This window comes from Hymenobacter busanensis, assembly GCF_008727865.1.
Lineage (GTDB): Bacteria > Bacteroidota > Bacteroidia > Cytophagales > Hymenobacteraceae > Solirubrum > Solirubrum busanense.
Genome location: NZ_VTWU01000006.1, coordinates 13,732 through 30,763, shown reverse-complemented (window position 1 = coordinate 30,763; position 17,032 = coordinate 13,732). Strand labels below are relative to the sequence as shown.

At 58.7% G+C, this 17,032-nt stretch carries 17 protein-coding genes; 7 read left to right on the top strand and 10 right to left on the bottom strand.

Features of this window, described 5'->3' with window-relative positions; translation table 11 throughout:
* Nucleotides 1–118: 118 nt before the first annotated feature.
* Nucleotides 119–910, top strand: a complete 792-nt coding sequence (locus F0P96_RS15890; protein WP_160619914.1) for a DUF4184 family protein — start codon at nt 119–121, stop codon at nt 908–910.
* A 32-nt stretch (nt 911–942) separates the two neighbouring features.
* Here the strand turns inward: F0P96_RS15890 and F0P96_RS15885 are convergent, their stop codons facing one another.
* Nucleotides 943–1,440, bottom strand: coding sequence for a YkvA family protein (locus F0P96_RS15885; RefSeq protein WP_160619916.1), 498 nt, complete (start codon nt 1,438–1,440; stop codon nt 943–945).
* Between the two features lie 133 nt (nt 1,441–1,573).
* On the opposite strand from F0P96_RS15885, the gene F0P96_RS15880 reads away from it, so the two are divergent.
* Complete coding sequence (locus F0P96_RS15880; RefSeq protein WP_160619918.1) at nt 1,574–2,230, top strand: VOC family protein; 657 nt, start codon at nt 1,574–1,576, stop codon at nt 2,228–2,230.
* A gap of 151 nt (nt 2,231–2,381) precedes the next feature.
* On the opposite strand, the gene F0P96_RS15875 is transcribed toward F0P96_RS15880, so the two are convergent.
* From F0P96_RS15875 to F0P96_RS15860, 4 genes are all read right to left on the bottom strand, one after another.
* A complete protein-coding gene (locus tag F0P96_RS15875; RefSeq protein WP_151079909.1) occupies nt 2,382–3,023 on the bottom strand; it encodes an AlbA family DNA-binding domain-containing protein in 642 nt (213 codons plus the stop codon).
* A 343-nt stretch (nt 3,024–3,366) separates the two neighbouring features.
* The gene (locus tag F0P96_RS15870) at nt 3,367–3,633 is read right to left on the bottom strand and encodes a hypothetical protein (protein ID WP_151079908.1); all 267 of its coding nucleotides are present in this window, start codon (nt 3,631–3,633) and stop codon (nt 3,367–3,369) included.
* Between the two features lie 266 nt (nt 3,634–3,899).
* Nucleotides 3,900–4,775 carry an SDR family NAD(P)-dependent oxidoreductase gene (locus F0P96_RS15865; RefSeq protein WP_160619920.1) on the bottom strand — a complete coding sequence of 292 codons (876 nt, stop codon included), beginning with the start codon at nt 4,773–4,775 and terminating at the stop codon, nt 3,900–3,902.
* Nucleotides 4,776–4,882: 107 nt separating this feature from the next.
* The gene (locus F0P96_RS15860; RefSeq protein WP_151079906.1) at nt 4,883–5,299 is read right to left on the bottom strand and encodes a DUF3127 domain-containing protein; all 417 of its coding nucleotides are present in this window, start codon (nt 5,297–5,299) and stop codon (nt 4,883–4,885) included.
* Between the two features lie 187 nt (nt 5,300–5,486).
* Between F0P96_RS15860 and F0P96_RS15855 the strand changes: the two genes are divergently transcribed.
* Complete coding sequence (locus F0P96_RS15855; RefSeq protein WP_151079905.1) at nt 5,487–6,467, top strand: isoaspartyl peptidase/L-asparaginase family protein; 981 nt, start codon at nt 5,487–5,489, stop codon at nt 6,465–6,467.
* A gap of 85 nt (nt 6,468–6,552) precedes the next feature.
* Here the strand turns inward: F0P96_RS15855 and F0P96_RS15850 are convergent, their stop codons facing one another.
* Nucleotides 6,553–7,476 carry a cyanophycinase gene (locus F0P96_RS15850; protein WP_151079904.1) on the bottom strand — a complete coding sequence of 308 codons (924 nt, stop codon included), beginning with the start codon at nt 7,474–7,476 and terminating at the stop codon, nt 6,553–6,555.
* A gap of 97 nt (nt 7,477–7,573) precedes the next feature.
* Complete coding sequence (locus F0P96_RS15845) at nt 7,574–9,367, bottom strand: M1 family metallopeptidase (protein WP_151079903.1); 1,794 nt, start codon at nt 9,365–9,367, stop codon at nt 7,574–7,576.
* Nucleotides 9,368–9,752: 385 nt separating this feature from the next.
* On the opposite strand from F0P96_RS15845, the gene F0P96_RS15840 reads away from it, so the two are divergent.
* The 3 genes from F0P96_RS15840 to F0P96_RS21050 all read left to right on the top strand — a co-directional run bounded on the left by F0P96_RS15840 (nt 9,753) and on the right by F0P96_RS21050 (nt 13,359).
* Entirely contained in the window at nt 9,753–11,537 is a 1,785-nt protein-coding gene (locus tag F0P96_RS15840) for a L,D-transpeptidase family protein (RefSeq protein ID WP_151079902.1), read from the top strand.
* Nucleotides 11,538–11,901: 364 nt separating this feature from the next.
* Nucleotides 11,902–12,510, top strand: coding sequence for a helix-turn-helix domain-containing protein (locus F0P96_RS21450; protein ID WP_151079901.1), 609 nt, complete (start codon nt 11,902–11,904; stop codon nt 12,508–12,510).
* 675 nt (nt 12,511–13,185) lie between these two features.
* On the top strand, nt 13,186–13,359 hold the full coding sequence (locus F0P96_RS21050; RefSeq protein WP_160619922.1) for a hypothetical protein: 174 nt from the start codon (nt 13,186–13,188) through the stop codon (nt 13,357–13,359).
* Between the two features lie 99 nt (nt 13,360–13,458).
* Here F0P96_RS21050 and F0P96_RS15830 read toward each other — a convergent pair whose 3' ends face one another.
* On the bottom strand, nt 13,459–13,944 hold the full coding sequence (locus F0P96_RS15830; protein ID WP_151079900.1) for a hypothetical protein: 486 nt from the start codon (nt 13,942–13,944) through the stop codon (nt 13,459–13,461).
* Nucleotides 13,945–14,176: 232 nt separating this feature from the next.
* A complete protein-coding gene (locus tag F0P96_RS15825; RefSeq protein ID WP_151079899.1) occupies nt 14,177–15,580 on the bottom strand; it encodes a DEAD/DEAH box helicase in 1,404 nt (467 codons plus the stop codon).
* Between the two features lie 103 nt (nt 15,581–15,683).
* Here F0P96_RS15825 and F0P96_RS15820 point away from each other — a divergent pair, with 103 nt between their 5' ends.
* A complete protein-coding gene (locus F0P96_RS15820) occupies nt 15,684–16,202 on the top strand; it encodes an NUDIX domain-containing protein (protein ID WP_151079898.1) in 519 nt (172 codons plus the stop codon).
* Between the two features lie 44 nt (nt 16,203–16,246).
* On the opposite strand, the gene F0P96_RS15815 is transcribed toward F0P96_RS15820, so the two are convergent.
* Complete coding sequence (locus F0P96_RS15815) at nt 16,247–16,807, bottom strand: hypothetical protein (RefSeq protein WP_151079897.1); 561 nt, start codon at nt 16,805–16,807, stop codon at nt 16,247–16,249.
* Nucleotides 16,808–17,032: the final 225 nt, after the last annotated feature.

Genomic DNA, 17,032 nt, shown 5'->3' with positions numbered 1-17,032 from the left:
GTGAATGAGGCAACAAAAGTAGCGCCGTGCGCGGGTAACACGCTCGAAAAGTGGCAAGTGCCCGGGCGCTTGTACCTTGACGGTGGTTGCCGGCCGATTTCCACCAAACCCGTTGTGCGTGCCGTTTACATTTTGCCATCCGGCGGCCGTCCTGCCGCTGCGCCAACTGCTACCGCGCCTGCCGCTGTCGGCGCTGGTCGTCGGCAGCATGAGCCCCGACTTTATCTACTTCCTGCGGCTGGTGCCCGATGGCGACATCGGCCACACCTTGGCAGGGCTGTTCACGTTTTGCCTGCCCACCAGCCTGGCGGTGCTGTGGCTCTGGCATCGGGTGGTAAAAGAAGCCGCCGCTGCCGTGCTGCCTGCTCCCCTGCGGGTGCGCTTGTGGCCTCCGGCCCGGCAGCCCTTCGCCTTCGGTCCGGCAAGCCGGTTTTTGGGCATCGGTGGAGCTATCCTGGTCGGAGCGTTGACGCATATCGTGTGGGACGGTTTCACCCACGCCGACGGCTGGGCCGTGCGGCACCTTCCCTTGCTGCAAGGGGCGGTGCCGTTTCTCGGGTTTGGCTCGATGCCCATCAGCAAATTGGCCCAACACCTCAGCTCGTTGGCGGGCGGCCTGCTGTTGCTGTGGTGGTTTCGGAAGTGGCTGCGCACAGCCCCGGTTGCGGCACCGCAAGCTAGCCGTATTACGGAGGTAAGTAGCCTCGTGTGGCCGTTGCTACTCGTTTCAGCGGCAGCTGCCGCGGGGTTTGGCTATGGCTACTGGCGTACGCAGCCCATCGTGGATTACCTCTCGGCGCGTGGCCTGCTGGCGCGGGGCATCGTCAGCAGCTGCACGGCGCTGTGGCTGGAGCTGGTTGTCCTGGGTTTGTGGCGGCGCGCCGCGCAGTTGGGAGCGGCCGCGGAGTAGATACGCATGGGCAAGCCAGGTACTCTGCCTGATTACGAGTGCCCAAGCTCGGCTACTGCGGCGGTCGAGAGGGGCGCAGCGGCGGGTTCGGCGCTGGGTAGCGCAGCCGTGGCGCTGCTCGTTTCCCAGTCGCGGAAACGGGTAATTTCATCCTGAAACTTGCCGATAAACCAGCTCATCAAACTCAAATCGTCCAGAAAGCCCACCACCGGAATAAAATCGGGCACGAGGTCGATGGGCGAGAGGGTGTAGAGCAGCACCGCAATGCCCGACACGATGGTGCCGGTTTCGACCTGTCGGTAACTGCCGCTGATGTAGCCGCGCACCAAGCGCACTACGGTCAGCATGATGTCGATGAGCTGGGCAAACTTGTTCTTGCCGCTTTTCTCACTGGCCAGCTTGTCGGCCACCTCGTTAAGCATTATCACCACCTTAAACGGCTTGCCGAGCAGCTTGCTGGCGCGGTTCAGGAACACGTTGAAGAGGGCGTTTTTCGAAATCTTGAGACCTTTGTCGGCAAGAGAGGACATAGAAAGCGGGGCTTGAGAAATGAACGGTAGGCGGTTGTACGTACCGGCCGGCGCGGTGTTAGCCGGGCTGGGGCCGGTTTCCGCCGGTTTGTATACTTTGGAGCCGTTTCGAACTGGCCTTTTCGCCCGCGCCATGCACCTGCTCCAAGTCGAATTACTGACCGACGACCTACCGGCTACCCGCGCCTTCTACCACCGCACGCTGGGCCTGCCGGCAACGCACGATACCGAGGCCCGCGTGACGTTTGGTGTGGGCACGTCGCAGCTCACGTTTCGCGCCACCCGCACCCCATCAAAGCCGTTCTACCACTTCGCGTTTCTGATTCCGCGCAACCAATTTGTCGAGGCCTTCGCGTGGGTGGAAGCGCGCACCTCAGTCCTGCCGTATCAGGGCACCGAACGCGTAGCCGACTTCCCCAACTGGAACGCCCGCGCCTTCTATTTTCACGACCCCAACGGCAACATTGTCGAGTGCATTGCCCGCTACGACGTGCCCTCCGATGCCACCGCGCCTTTCTCCGGCCATTCGCTGCTAAGCATCAGCGAATTGGGTTTGCCCGTTGCGCAGGTGCCTGCGGCCTGTACCGAGCTTCAGGCGGCACTCGGCATTCCTGATTTTTGGCGCGGCCCCAAGCGGCCCGATTTCGCCGTGCTCGGCGACGACCACGGCCTGCTTATTGTGCCCGCCGAAGGCCGCGGCTGGCTCCCAACCCAGCGCCCCGCCGAGCGGCACTGGTTGCGGCTGCAACTCGTTCACGCTGGGCAGGTAGCCGCTTGGGAAGGCCGCTGATGCGCAAACTGCCCGGTAGCCGAGGATGGCCGCGAAGCGCACCACGTCTGCATTTTGAGCGAATGGAAGCTGGCGTTGCGCACCGCGGAAGCATACGAGGAAGGATTTACCTTATCGGGTGGGGCTGCTTGCGGAGTAATGCGCGCTGAACTCAGCCGCGGGTGTAGTATGGCTCTTTTTCTTTGTCGTGGTAGCGCAGGTAGCCGTGCAGCACCAGCTTGATGAGCAACCGGTGGGCCCGGCGCCTCGATACGTTGATGAGCTTTTCGTACTGCGGCAGCGTCAGGCGCGGATGGTCGCGCACGTAGTCGAGGGCCGCTTGCTCGTGCCGGTTAAGCGGAATGCGCTCGAACCGGGGCTCAGGCGGCTCCTGCTGCAACACTTTCTCGGTGAGGCGGCTGGTTTGCACGCTCGCCGCCCCCACGCGGATGTACCCTCGCCAGTCGTCTTCGCCCACCAATGCTTTGTGCGGTTTGTGCGAGCTTTCGGCCACTTCCACCACCAGCACGGTGCGCTCGTCGTCCTCCACTTCCTGAACGTGCATCGGCAGCGGCGGCTCGATGTAGTGAGCGGTAGCCTGACGCAATAAGAACCGTTCTTCTTCAGCGTCGCGCACACCCACAATTCGGCCCCGGTCGTCTACCCCAATTAACACGTGGCCGCCGCGCGTATTCGCCAGCGACACTAATGTGCGGGAAATGCGCGTAGGGTGCGTAGTGCGTGTTTTAAATTCCAGTTGTTCGCTCTCGCCTTGAGCAATAAGGGCGCGCAGTTCGGGTAAGGAAATAGGCATACGTGTACACCGGCGGAATCAAGCAAATCAGATACGCATTCCTGCCGAAAAAGTGTACTGCGAATTGGCTGTGCTTGGAAAAATAATGCGGTGCGCCTTATAAGGCCGAGCGTATTTCCCGTATTAGCGAATCAATTGGCCGTGTATATCCCTGAGTAACAAAAGCTGAGAAGCCTCTATTGAAAACCGGGTCCGATTGAAGTGTGGCTAGAGTTTATTTATGGTAACAACGGCATATGGGCTAAATCAGCACGAGGCGCGGTTCATTACTAGACGCCCAAAAGAAAAGGCCCGCCATTGGTGGGCGGGCCTTTTTCTATTGATTGCAAGCTACAAAAGGTGCTTACGCGTTAGCTGCCGCATTTTTAGGCGGACGACCCGGACCGCGACGACGGCCACCTTCACCTTCGGCAACCGCTTCGCCATTGGTTGCTTTCCGACCCGGCTTCTTGCGCTCGGAGGGCTCGTAAGCAGGATCCAGCAAATTGGCTAATTCGTCCAGCGCGGCCTGCATTTTGCCGTGGGCGCGACGAATTTCGCGGATCAGATTTTCGTTGCGACCAGCGTCAGCGAGTACTTTCTGCAGGTGCTGAATGTTAAGTTCGGCCATTGTTTCGAATTGTTGAAAGCGTTCTAAAACCTGAACAAAGGAACGAGAAATAAAAAATAAAGTAACGCTGAAAACAAAGTTTTTTTATTAAGCCTCGTAAATCAAATACTACGGCACTTTCGAAATCAATAAGTGGACAAATATTAGAGCCTGCTTTTGTTGCTTTTTGCGCCAATAGCAGCGTTTTTAAGTAGGCATGCAGCTAATATTGGCTGATAAATACCACGTGTTCGTGGTGTACACATTTGCAGGGCTGGACTATCTACTTATACATCCAAGCCAGTTTCCATTCCAGAAACTCGCCACAGTCGATGCGCTTCGCCGGGATTTTTCGTCCGCCCGGAGCTTCGGGCTGGCCGACCATTCTTGAAATAACGGCCGTTGAATTTTGGTACATCCGGGTTGGTTGCCAAGTGGATGATGGCCGCTGCAGCCTGCGCTGTAGAGCGGGTAAACGGCCGGGCAAGGCGCATCGAGAGGCGCATGAGCCACGAGCTTTCTGCGAACAAGTGGCTGCGCACGATGCCCGGATGCAGGCACACAGCACTAATGCCGGTCAGTTCCAGGCGTTCGGCCAAGGCTTGTGTAAACAGGACATTGGCGAGTTTGGAGTCGGAGTAAGCCGTGAAGGCGCTGTTGTGCGCCGGATCATTGCGCCGCGCAACCGATGCTTCAATTTCGCCAAGCCAGTGCGCCTCCGACGCCACCGTGATGATGCGGCCTGGCAGGACCGCCGCCAGCAACGGCAAAAGCCGGTTAGTCAGCACGAAAACCGACAGGTGGTTGGTAACCCAGCATAGCTCATGGCCCTCTTCGGTTACTTCTAGTTTGTTGGGCAACACGCCGGCGTTGTTGATGAGCACGTCGAGGCGCGTGTAGCGGGCCAGAATGTCGTCGCACAAGCGCTGCACATCGGCCAAGCGCGACAAGTCGCAAAGCAGCAGGTCGATAGCTGCGCCGGGCGTGGCGAGCTGCACGGCTTGGCGTGCCCGTTCGCCGCGGGTAGGGTCACGACACACCATTATCAGATGGGCGCCTTGCTGCGCCAACTGGTGCGCCGCCGCCAGCCCAATGCCGCGGGAGGCGCCGGTGAGCAATACGGTTTTGCCCCGCAACGGGGTGGTAGCGTCGGAAGGCATCATGGCCGCTGAGGTGCCAGGCAGGTGGGAGCAAGGGTACATACGTAAAAATGCCGCCCCCGGCAGCAGGGGCGGCATTTTAATAGGGCAGAACGGTTGATTGCCGGGAATTAGAACGGCAGGTCGTTGTCGTCGTCCGAAGCAATGGGGGCTGGGCGCGAAGGTTGAGCGTCGCGGCGCAGGTTGGCGTTTTGGTTGGCCGCCGGGGCCGCGTAGCCGCCTTGGTTGCCGCCGGCTGAGGCACCGCCCGCAGCTGCCTCGATGCGCCAGGCTTCGAGGTTGGTGAAGTACAGCATCTGGCCGTTTTTGTTGAAGCCACGGCCGCGCAGGTTGAACTGCACTTTCACTTCGTCACCAACCTTGTATTGATCAATCAGCGCGGTCTTGTCTTGCACGAGCTGAAACTTGATATGCTCAGGATATTGGCCATCAATGACCTCTAGCACGAATTCGCGTTTGCGGAATTTCTCGCTCACCTGCTGTTCGTCCATGATGTCGTGCAGGCGGCCGGTAGCTTCGTAAGCCATAATGAGAGGGGTGTTGTTGAAGAATGAGTAAGCCAAATCTACGAAAAATAATTCCCCGTCGTAGGCCCGCAGCGGCTCATTTCAGGCTTATGCTTCGGCAGCAGCTACTTGCTTTTTCACACCGTGCCAAATCGGTTTCATCCGGTGCCGCTGCTGTACTTTTGCCTGCCAATCCCGTACTTGTTTCATGCCCGATTTTGCTCTTGCCCTGCACGGTGGTGCCGGCACCATCGCCCGCCACTTGCTCTCGGCTTCCGCCGAGCGCGACTACCGCCAAGCCCTGCACGACGCCCTGCAAGCCGGCGCGGCGCTGCTGCGCCAAGGCGCCTCGGCCCTCGATGCGGTAGAAGCCACAGTGGTGGTACTCGAAAATTGCCCCTTGTTCAACGCGGGCCGCGGAGCTGTGTTTACCCACGAAGGCCACCACGAGATGGACGCCTCCCTGATGGACGGGCGGACGGGCCGCGCCGGCGCCATTACGGGAGTACGCAGCCTACAAAACCCCATCCAGGCGGCACGCCTCGTTATGGAGCGCTCCGAACATGTGCTGCTTGCCTGGCCGGGCGTCGAAGAGTTTGCGCGGGAGCATGGCCTGCCCACCCAGCCGGCCGAGTATTTTTTCACCGAACACCGCTACGCGCAGTTGCAGGAAGCCTTGCAAAGTGGGCAAGTGCGCCTCGACCATAGCCAGGACGCACCCGTGCCGCCGCTGGAAGAGCCCGTGCCGTTCGACGAAGACCCCAAGAAGAAAATGGGAACGGTGGGCGCGGTGGCCCGCGACGTACACGGGCACCTGGCCGCCGCCACCTCCACCGGTGGCATGACCAACAAGCGTTACTCCCGTATCGGCGACTCGCCCATCATCGGTGCCGGAACGTGGGCCGACGACCGTACCTGCGCCATCAGCTGCACCGGCCACGGCGAATATTTCATGCGGGCCGTGGTGGCCCACGACATTGCCTGCCTGATGGAGTACCGCGGGCTGAGTCTGCAGGAAGCCTGTCGGGTAGTAGTGCACGAGAAGCTTGCGCCCGTGGGCGGCGAAGGCGGACTGGTAGCCGTGGATGCCGCCGGCAACATTGCGCTGCCGTTCAACTCGGAGGGAATGTACCGCGCCAGCATCAGCAGTAGTTCGCCGCTGTTTGTGGGTATTTACAAGGAGGAATAGTAAGTGCCCGCATCCCAACGCAAACGGCCGGACTTCATGGGAAGCCCGGCCGTTTTTCTGCACCCTATATAATAAGGAGTAGGTGCTACGTTGCCGGTTGGGTTTCGAGCGAGTCGGGGCGGGCGGCCAAGGCCTCGTCGTGGGTACGCTTGTCGACGAAAAATCGGCGTTCCTGAATGTCGTACACGTTGCCTTTGGCCAGCACGTGCAGCGTCATGTTCTCGATGGAGAGGGCCGTGCCCTTGGCCGCGGCCGCGGCGTTGTTGTGCTGGATGTTGTGCCCGTCGATGATGATGACCAAGTTCGAGCCAATGGTTTCCACCAGGTTGCCGTCGGTGATGAGCACGCCGGTGTCTTCGCCCAAGCCAATGCCGATGAGCTTGGGGTGCAGACTCACCGCCTCGATGAGGCGACCAAAGCGGCCGCGCTTCACAAAGTGTGAGTCGATGACCGTGTGCCGGTTCAGGCTCAGGCCGGTGCCCATGCGCACGGCCCCTTTCATGAGGGCATCGGGTACCGAGCCCCCGCGAATCATGATGTGCGACATGGCCATGGCCCCGGCGCTGGTGCCGGCAATGACGAAGTTGGGCTCGTTCACGTAGCGCTCGGTAAGCAGGCGCAGGAACTTGGTGTCGCCGAACATCTGCTTGAGGCGGGACTGGTCGCCGCCCGAAAACATGACGATGTCGGTCTGGGCCAGGCGCTCCAGGTACTCGGGCTGATCGGTGTCTTCGGGCACGCGAATATCCATCACGCCCACGTTCAGGCAATTGAGCATGCCAAATGAGCTGACGTAGATGGGCCCGACTTCGTGCGGAATCATGGAGGCCGTGGTAATGACCTCGATGCGCGGGTTGGTGTGGCCGCTTTCCAGCACGATACGTTTGAGAATTCCCAACTCAAAAAAGTTGAGGTAGTATTTCTTCCGCTTGCGCGGGTTGGGATGGGTGCCCTTGTCTTCGTTGCCGCCAACGGCAATCAGCTTCCCCAGGGGTTTCTGTGCGCTCAACGATGAAGTGAAATCAGGGGTGGTAAATCAGGAAAACAGAAGGGCAATGGCAAGCAATACCCGGGCCAGCTTTGCCGCGTGGGCTTGGTATTGGGGCTTACGCAGGACGGCCCACTAGGGTGTCGAAAGTACTGGTGGCCACCGAATGATAGTTGGGGCGGGCCTGGGCATAGATGCGGCGGGCGCGCTCGGCGCCGTTGGGCGTGGCCAGCAACGCTTTGTAGAGAGGGGTCAGAAACTTCCGCCGGCCCACGCGGGTCAAGAATTGTTGCAGGGCTTCGTCGGCGGGTGCATAGCCCGCCCGGATAGTGAGCGGAAACCACGCCGCCAGTATTTCGGAGTTGCCGGAATGGGTAAAGTCGAACGCCTGATCGAGGGCCTCTAGCTGCTCGGGCTGAATTTGCTCGGGCAGGCCGTGCAGAAAGTGCACCCACTCGTGGCTGCTCCACGCCGCCGTTTCGAGCGACGCGGGCGCGGCACCGTGCCGCCACGCCTGCAGTGCGGCTTCTACCTGGCCAAAACGCTCAGAGGAAACCGCCGGCCCCACCTCGGGTACGCCCGGCGCGTTGATCCACCGGTCGAGTTGAATTTGCTCTTCGGCGCCCGGAACCTGGTCGAGCAGTTCGCGCCGCAGGTACTGGATAAACGTTGCGGTATCCATCGACTGGAAGGCGTGGGTGCTGAAGTAGCGGGTGATGAATGCATCGAGCCTTTCGCGGCCGACCACGCTTTCCAAAGTCAGCAGGAGGTAGTTGCCTTTCTCGTAGGCAATTTCGTTGAGGCCTTCGTCGGGGTCGCGGCCGGCAAGGTTCAGGTGCAGGTGGGTATCGGGGCTGGTGCGGCCGAGTTCTTCGACGGTATGGTGCAGGCCGGTTTGGCCGAGTACCTGCAACATATCGGCATAGGGTCGGCCGTACAAGCTTTCCATAATGCGCCGCTCGAAGTACACCGTAAAGCCCTCGTTCAGCCAGAAGTCGTTCCAGGTCGCATTGGTCACCAGGTTGCCCGACCACGAGTGGGCTAGTTCGTGAGCTACCAGGCTGGTCAGGCTCCGGTCACCGGCCAAGATGGTGGGCGTCACAAACGTGAGCCGCGGGTTTTCCATTCCACCAAACGGGAAGGAAGGCGGCAGCACCAGCAAATCGTACCGTTCCCAGCGGTAGGGACCATACAGCTTTTCAGCTGCGGCCACCATGTTTTCCAAATCGGCAAACTCGTGCGTGGCTGCTGGCAGCGTCGTCGGCTCGGCATAGATGCCGGTGCGGCCGCTAAGCGCAGCAAACTCCAGGTTCCCCACGGCCAGCGCCATGAGGTAGGAGGGAACGGGCTGCGGCATGCGGAACGAGTAGCTGCCGGTGGTATTTAGCGCCTGCGGGTTTTCGGCGCTCATCAGGGCGAGCAGCTCGCCGGGTACTTGCACGCGGGCTTCGTAGGTAAAGCGGACGCCCGGCGAATCTTGGCACGGTATCCAGGTGCGGGCCAAAATGGCTTGCGACTGGGTGAACAGAAACGGATGGGTTTTGCCCGCCGTCTGCTCGGGCGTCAGCCACTGCAGCGCGGCCGCTTCCGGCGACGTGCGGTAGCGAAGCGTCACGGTGTGGGTGTCGGGCTGCAGTGCAATGCGCAGCGACTGGCCCAGCACCGCATCCGATTCCCCCAGGGTAAAATCCGTGGGGGAGGCGCCGTTCAGCAGCACGGCTTCGATGTGCAAGTCGCGGGTGTCGAGCCACAGTTCCGTGGTGCCGGGCTGCACCTCTACCTGCCAAGCCGCTTCGCCGTGCAGCGTGCGGCCAGCAAAATCCACCGTCAGGTTGAGGCTAAGGTGGCGAACGACGGCCTCGGCAGGACGAGCACAGCTGTGCGGATCGGTAGCCAGGAGCGGAGCAGACATATATATAAGGAGTGGGAAAGTGAATGAAACGGAGGCGTGGTCCACCGGCGCGGGCAAATATAGCCGCCGAGGTTGGGAGCTGGCTTCTACGAGTGTGGCAGAAAGTAGCCCCAAGCGCGAGGTCTTAAACCGGCAAACGGACAATTTCGCTAGGGGTTGAAAGTATCTCCGCCGGCTTTAATGGATGATCTTAAGGGCGTGTATATCTATTTAGGAATGTTTTCATGCCCCACCAATTCCGAGTATCTTGCGGTGTGGCGCAATGCGGCCCCAGGCAACCTGCCGAAGGGCGTTGTAGTACAAGTAGGCAACCTTGCCGGCGACTCAAGTTTTTGGGATGCCATCTGCTGGCAGGCAAACCTGTTGTTTCCACCTCTTTCTCCTAATGAAGTCCTCGGTTCAATCCGTTTTTCTCTCTTCGCTGCTGTGGCTGGTGTGTTGCCTGCTGCTGGTCACGAGTGCGTGCAGCCAGGAGCAGCAAGACAAAGTACAGAACGCCGCTGCAGGCATTCTGCCCGGCAAAAAGCTCGGCGGAGCCCAGCCGCTTATCGATACCGTGTACGTGCAGAAGTACATGGCTGCCAACCCCGCTTTCAAGGACGAAATCGACTGGGGTAAAAAATTCTACAAGGAGCGGGAAGGCCGCTTGGGCTGGTTCCGCAACCACGAGCTGTTACCGCATGCCGAACGGATGTTGGGCGTGATTAACCAAGCCGGCAAGGAAGGCCTCGACCCCAAAGATTATAAGGTCATTGATTTTGGACCGCTCCTGGCCAAGCTCAAGGATGCAGCCGACACCACTCAGCGCAATGCGCTGGAAAAGGAAATTGACGTAGCCCTTTCGGCCACGTACTTCAACTGGGCCGACGATTTTTACCGCGGTACAGTCAACCCAAGGGAGGTCAAGAACATCGATTGGAACGTCAAACGCAACAAAATCAAGTTGCACAAGGCGCTCATGACCATTCTCCAGGAACGGGAAAGTACCTACCCGTACTACGAGTTCGAGCCTCTGCACCCTGAATACGACCACCTGCGCGACGCCTTGGCCCGCTTCCGAAGCATGCAGCGGAACGGCGGCTGGGTACAGGTGCCGGCTATCAAAGGCAAAGGCTTGCGTCCCGGCGACTCGTCCGTAATCGTTCCGGCCCTACGCCGGCGGCTGCTCGGCTTCAACGCCGATGGCACGCCCAACTCCGCCGTGCTGACGGCCCCAGCAGCGCCCGCTCCGACCAAACCGGGGCAGCCCGCTACAGCTGCAGCCCCTCGCGAATCGCACAAGTACGACGCCGATTTGGTGGCTGCGGTGAAGGCTTTTCAGGAGCAGAACGGGCTAAAGGCCGATGGCAGCATTGGCCCCGAAACGCTGCGGCTGCTCAACGTACCCCTGCAGCAACGCATCGATCAGCTCATCCTCAACATGGAGCGGTGGCGCTGGATTCCGAAGAAGTTTGAACCGAGCTACCTGTTGGTCAACATCCCCGACTACAAGCTGCACGTGGTCGAAAACAACCGGGAGGTTATGACCATGCGCGTCATTGTGGGCAAGACGCTCAACGCAACGCCGGTCTTTAGCGACCGGATGGAATACGTGGTACTGGCCCCGTACTGGAACGTTCCGTTCAGTATCATCGACAAGGAAATGCGCCCGGGTCTCACGCGCGACCCTGTGGGCACGCTTGACCGGCTCGACATGGAAGTGGTTAAGGGCTCCGGGGCCAAAGCCACGCCCGTCGACCCCACTAGTATCGATTGGGCGAATCTTACCGACAAGACGTGGAAGTATACTCTTCGTCGGCGGCCCGGTCCGGAAAACGACTTGGGCAACGTCAAGTTCATTTTCCCGAATTCCAACGACGTGTACCTGCACGACACTCCGCACCACGAACTTTTCAGCCAAGCCAAGCGGGGCTTTAGTCACGGGTGTGTGCGGGTAGAAAAACCAATGGAGCTTGCCGAGTACTTACTGCGCAACAAGCCCGGGTGGGACGCCACCAAGATTCAAGAAACGGTGGCCGGTCGGCAAGAGCAATACGTGAGCCTGCCGGAAAAGCTACCGGTCTATCTGGTGTATTTCACCGCTTGGGTTGACGACGCGGGCAACGTTCATTTCCGCGACGACATTTACGGTCACGACAAGGCATTGGCTAAAGAGTATTTCAGCACCTGATTTGGTACTGACCATTACCAGGGATAAATACCGTTTCTAGTTCCGACTACTCTTTCGGGCAAGCCAATAAATGAGCAAGGCCCCTTTCCTCAACAAGAGGAAAGGGGCCTTGCTCATTTATTGGCTTGCCCACCCTTACACCATAAGTCGGCAGGGAGGAACAATAACTATGCCTTTAAGCATGTTACGTTTCCTGCGTGCAAGCGTTGGTGTCAAGCGCTGTTTAACAAATGTATTCTATATGCACTTTGTAAATAAAAGAACAATCATCATGTACCATTTGTAAATTAAATATAAAATATAGTTTCAGCAACCGGGCACGTATCATTGTTATGTAGTTTTGTAAACAACCACTTTCAAAACTATGGTAGACCGGATTCGGCAGCTTTTGCAGGCACGCCAACTTTCTCCTACACAGTTCGCAGACACGATTGGCGTAGCACGCCCCATTGTAAGTCACATCCTGAGTGGCCGAAACAAGCCCAGCTTAGAAGTAGTCCAAAAGATCATAGCGGCTTTTCCAGACCTGTCGATGGCGTGGCTGCTTACTGGGCAGGGGCAAATGGCCGTTCAGGTGCTGCCAGTCGATGCCAGTATAGATGCGGCATCCCCCACAAACCCATCTGAGGTGCACAGACCTGAGCAGGCCCTGGATGCGCGCAATAGTAAGGTGCAAGAAGGCAGCAAGCCTCAAAGAAGGGATGGTGCCAAACGAGCTACAGCAAGTGTGCCTGTGTTGACGTCAGAGCAGAATGTGCAGGCCACACAAGCCTCCTTTCCTCCCGAGTCAAACCAGGGCCTAGAAACGAGCTTTACAACGCCACCACCGCCAGCACCACATGCCCAAAGCTCACCAAGCGTTGAATCAAAAGCGCCTGCTGTAGCCCAGGTACCCAAAAGAGTCAGGCGAGTCGTCATTTTCTATAGCGACGGCACGTTCAGTGATTATTCTCCGTCTGAGGAGCCTCTATAGCATTGATGAAGGACCGGAGGTCTTAAGTGCAATCCTTGTTTGATATGCATTCAGTCGTGCATCTAATCATCTAGGGAGGTAGTAGACACTCTACTTGCCCTGAAGAATAGGGGCTTGTTAGCTGCTAATTGTTAAAATCGGTTCTTCTGTATTATGTTTGTGTGAAGGAATGGTTTTTTGCTGGTTAAGTAACTATAAATCAATATGAATACTGATGATACTTGAATCCTTTATTATAGTAAATTTTTGCATATGCGAGGCCGTGTGTAAAAGCAAATAATTATAAATAATGCACCAGGAAAGAACTTAAGCCGAAGAGAGTGTTAAGAGTGTGTCCGAAGAAGGAATACTAAAAACAATATCTGAGGCTTCTATCAATAAATTCATAGTTGGGAGCTGCGTAATACTGCTACAGACTTTAGCAAGATTTTGTGCATGTGTGTAAATGTAAACTGTTTGCTTTGCTCAGTTAGCCGATTTTCCTTCACGCTCTTTAGCATTCGTCTCAGCGGATTTGAATGAATGTGTTGAGTAAAGTTTTGTGCTTTAGGTTTACAAAAAGAAGCATGTGGTAGAATCGAAAATAGGTTTGAACTTATCAGCAAGTTGTTCTTCTCGTTCTTTACGGCTGCTTCGCGAATTGGTGAATACCGCTACCCTGCTTACCTTTGAGCCATGAAGAAGATTTGCCTGCTCGCTATGTTTGCTTGGGTTTCTGCGCTGGCCACGTCATGCTCGCCTGCTCCCAATGCCGAGAACGACCCCAACGCTGACGCTGCCTACAAGCGCAACCACCGCCCAGAGGGCTACCGCGAAGCGCAGAGCACCAATCCCAACGCTATCAAATAAGGGTAAGCGCATCTGAAACTCTCAGATGATAGACGCCGAAAGCCCCGCCTAACATGTCGTTAGGCGGGGCTTTCGGCGTATAGTCTCGTGCCGCTGGCCTTACTGAGTAGCTAACTCAGGAGTTACGGAAAGACCAGTGACGAATGCTGGGAGTGGCAAAGCAGCCAGCAGTTGTTGCTCTAGCAAGTTGGCCCACGTGTTTAAGTAGAGCACTACGTCGTCGCGGCGGTTGTGGCGGAGCGCATTCCGGCGCTCGAAGGGAATAGCGGCCAGGATAGTTGGATCGGCAAGGCGTTCCAAATGGGCCAAGTCCGAGCGGGTGAAGCCCACCGCAAGCATGGCATCAATTGTGTCGTCGATGAGCAGGCCACTTGTGGGGCAATAGTCGCGCAACTGTTGCTCCCAGTCGCCGTAGCGCTGCATGGCGCGGGTATGAATGTCGGCTTTGCTAAGGTGGGTAATGGTTTGAGCCAGGTGGCCGCAGTTGCAACTGCCCATGTGGCCCCACTGGTAGGGTGCCTGGCTGGCGAGGCGTTGGGCCGTGGTGCGCAGAGCCTCAATAACGGAAAGCGAGTGTGAAGCCATTGGAAAATTGAAAGAACAGACAATCAACAAGCCCAATGCGGGCCCTTCGTATTAATATAAAACCGCAAGGCTCAAATTTGTTTGTATGGGACTATTACCAAAGTGAGGAGCTACCGCCCTGTTTCAAAACGCCGAAGCACAAACAAAAAGAAGAGGCGCCCGAATGGGCGCCTCTTCTTTTTGTTTTGAGTATCAGGCAACTCTAAGCCGTTTGCACATATGTGTAAACGGTTTAGTCGCGGCGGCGCCGGCGGCTACCCGAGCGGCCGTTGGTGCTTGGCTTGCCAGCAGCTGCCGTAGGGGCTTTACCCTGGCTCCGTCGCTCGGCCGGGGCCGTACGCGGCGCGGCGGGTGCTGGCCGGGTATGCTCACGGCGAGAGCCTGCGGCCGAACCACCAGGGGCACCTGCGCCACGCGGGGCGCGGGGCGGCCGACCGGCAGGACCTTTGGGCTTGGTGATGTTAGGGCCTTTCAGCGGCACGGGGGCCACATCGTTGTTGGCGTAGGAATGGCTGTCTTCCACCGGTATTTCGCGGTTAATCAGCCGCTGTATATCCTGCAGGTAGGCGCGTTCCTCCAGGTCGCAGAAGGAAAGGGCGACGCCAGCGGCACCAGCGCGGCCCGTGCGGCCGATGCGGTGCACGTAGGTTTCGGGTTCGTTGGGCAGCTCGTAGTTAATCACGTGGCTCAGTTCATCCACGTCGAGGCCGCGGGCAGCTAAGTCGGTAGCTACCAGCACACGGGTTTCGCCGCTTTTGAAGTTTTGCAGGGCACGTTGACGGGCGTTTTGCGACTTGTTGCCGTGGATGGCTTCGGCTCCGATACCTTTGGCCGTGAGGCCCTTGGCTACGCGGTCGGCGCCGTGCTTGGTGCGGCTGAACACGAGCACGCGGCGCAGCTCGGGGTTCTTCAGCACTTCCAGCAGCAGGTAAGGCTTGTCGGTTTTCTCCACCATGTACACGGCCTGCTCCACCGTTTCGGCGGTGCTCGACACGGGCGTGACGGCGACTTGCACGGGGTTGCGCAGGATGGTATCGGCCAACTGCTGAATGGTGGGCGGCATGGTGGCCGAGAAGAACAGCGACTGGCGCTGCTTGGGCAGCAAGGGCAGAATCTTCCGAATGTCGTTGATGAAGCCCATATCGAGCATGCGGTCGGCCTCGTCGAGCACGAAGATTTCCAAATGCTTCAGGTTCACATAGCCCTGGTTGATGAGGTCGAGCAGGCGGCCGGGCGTGGCAATGAGGGCATCGACGCCGCGTTGCAGGGCCTGCACTTGCGGGTGCTGCGATACGCCGCCGAAGATGACCGCATGGCGCAGCTTCAGGTTCTGGCCGTAGGTTTCGAAACTCTCCCCGATCTGGATGGCCAGCTCGCGGGTGGGCGTGAGAATGAGGGCGCGCACGGCGCGGGGGCCGGTGGGCTGGTTGGTGGGCTTGGCCTCGTGCAGGCGCTGGAGCAGCGGCAAGGTGAAGGCGGCCGTTTTGCCGGTGCCGGTTTGGGCCACGCCGAGCAGGTCGCGGGCGTCGAGCACGTGCGGAATGGCCTGCTGCTGGATAGGGGTAGGGCGTTCGTAGCCAGCAGTGTGCAGGGCTTTCAGAAGCGCCGGCAGCAGGTTGAGGTCGTCAAATGTCAAAATCGAAAGGAAAAAAGAAATGCGGCAAAATGAGACGCGGGCCAAACATTGGCCCGCATCTTTGGCGTACAGAGCCCGGTCAGGCTTTCACCCATTGTGCCCTATGAAGATTACAAAGGTAGAAACGGTTTACGACGGCTTCTATAAACTGCGTAAACTGACGCTCGAACACGACGGCGAAACGCTCGTGCGGGAGCGGTTTGAGCCCGGGCAGGCCGTGGCCGCCCTGGTATTCGACACCAACAAAATGGAGTACGTTTTCGTGCGGCAGTACCGCACGGGGGCCGAGGACGAGGTGCTGGAAATACCCGCCGGCATGCTCGACAAAAAAGGCGAAATGCCCGAAGCGGCGCTGCGGCGCGAGATTCAGGAGGAGCTGGGCTACGACGTCGACCGGTTGGAGCACATTGTGAAAATGTACCCGTCGCCGGGCGGCAGCGCCGAGCAGATAGACGTGTACTACGCCGAAGTAAGCCGCCAGACCGGCGCCGGCGGCGGGGCCGAAGGGGAAAACGAAAATATTACCATCGTGCGGCTTGGCTGGGACGAATTGCTGCAAACCGAGCTGCGCGACGCCAAGACACTGCTGGCCGTGCAATGGCGCCGGCTGCAGCTGGCCTAGCGGAGCAGGCGGGCGTCCGATAGCCTGCCCCACCTGCGGCCGCGCTATTTGGTGGTAATGATGTACTCGAACTTCTGCTTGAGCGTCGCGTCGGTCACGGTTACTTCGATGGGCTCCGACGGATCGACCTTCACGAAGGGAATGGTGCGCTGGCTCATGTACTGGTCGCGGTTCCAGAAGCGGCCGGTGCCGGGCGTGAGTTGCTGGCTGAAGATTTCCTTGCCGTCCTTGGTACGGGCCGACACGGTGAGCAGGCTGGGGTCGGCGTTTTTGGCGCCCACGCGGTACATGGTTACCTGCAAGGCGCCGCCTTCGGGCACGGCGGCCAGCTTGCGCTGGTAGGTGCTGTCGGCCCAGCTGTTCATCTTGCGCTGTTCGTTCACAATGGTCAGCAGCAACTCGTGGGGCTGGTAGGCCAAGCGCGTCATGGTACCATTGGCCTTCGAATCGTCGTCGGTGTTTTTAGTCACGTTCAGCACGTACGGCGACTCTTCGTCTTTCTGCGGGCGAAAATGACGCTTGCGTTCGGCGCCGGGAAAGTTCTGGGCAACGAGAACCTGGGTGCTGAGCACCACCAGGGCGAAAAGGGTAAAGAACTTCTTCATATAACAAACCAACACGGGACGGCACCGGGAGTGGCGCTGGGTCTCCGAAAGACAAAAATACAGCCGAGGCGCCACACCGCCGCAACTCCCAGGCGAAAAGGCCGGTTTGCTCGCTCGGCATAGGCTGGGCCGGTTTCAGGGCGACATAATGCTTGCCCAGCAGCCTCGTATCTTGGTCCACTGCGCCTAGCCCTGCTGGGTTGTGTGCTATTCCGCGTTTCTCCC

What these genes read in the sequence shown, in the direction of transcription:
- F0P96_RS21050 (WP_160619922.1), top strand. Translation starts at nt 13,186, where the DNA reads ATGAAGAAGATTTGCCTGCTCGCTATGTTTGCTTGGGTTTCTGCGCTG.
- F0P96_RS15880 (WP_160619918.1), top strand. Translation starts at nt 1,574, where the DNA reads ATGCACCTGCTCCAAGTCGAATTACTGACCGACGACCTACCGGCTACC.
- F0P96_RS15885 (WP_160619916.1), bottom strand. Translation starts at nt 1,440, where the DNA reads ATGTCCTCTCTTGCCGACAAAGGTCTCAAGATTTCGAAAAACGCCCTC.
- F0P96_RS21450 (WP_151079901.1), top strand. Translation starts at nt 11,902, where the DNA reads ATGGTAGACCGGATTCGGCAGCTTTTGCAGGCACGCCAACTTTCTCCT.
- F0P96_RS15815 (WP_151079897.1), bottom strand. Translation starts at nt 16,807, where the DNA reads ATGAAGAAGTTCTTTACCCTTTTCGCCCTGGTGGTGCTCAGCACCCAG.
- F0P96_RS15870 (WP_151079908.1), bottom strand. Translation starts at nt 3,633, where the DNA reads ATGGCCGAACTTAACATTCAGCACCTGCAGAAAGTACTCGCTGACGCT.
- F0P96_RS15875 (WP_151079909.1), bottom strand. Translation starts at nt 3,023, where the DNA reads ATGCCTATTTCCTTACCCGAACTGCGCGCCCTTATTGCTCAAGGCGAG.
- F0P96_RS15840 (WP_151079902.1), top strand. Translation starts at nt 9,753, where the DNA reads ATGAAGTCCTCGGTTCAATCCGTTTTTCTCTCTTCGCTGCTGTGGCTG.
- F0P96_RS15820 (WP_151079898.1), top strand. Translation starts at nt 15,684, where the DNA reads ATGAAGATTACAAAGGTAGAAACGGTTTACGACGGCTTCTATAAACTG.
- F0P96_RS15830 (WP_151079900.1), bottom strand. Translation starts at nt 13,944, where the DNA reads ATGGCTTCACACTCGCTTTCCGTTATTGAGGCTCTGCGCACCACGGCC.
- F0P96_RS15865 (WP_160619920.1), bottom strand. Translation starts at nt 4,775, where the DNA reads ATGATGCCTTCCGACGCTACCACCCCGTTGCGGGGCAAAACCGTATTG.
- F0P96_RS15860 (WP_151079906.1), bottom strand. Translation starts at nt 5,299, where the DNA reads ATGGCTTACGAAGCTACCGGCCGCCTGCACGACATCATGGACGAACAG.
- F0P96_RS15855 (WP_151079905.1), top strand. Translation starts at nt 5,487, where the DNA reads ATGCCCGATTTTGCTCTTGCCCTGCACGGTGGTGCCGGCACCATCGCC.
- F0P96_RS15845 (WP_151079903.1), bottom strand. Translation starts at nt 9,367, where the DNA reads ATGTCTGCTCCGCTCCTGGCTACCGATCCGCACAGCTGTGCTCGTCCT.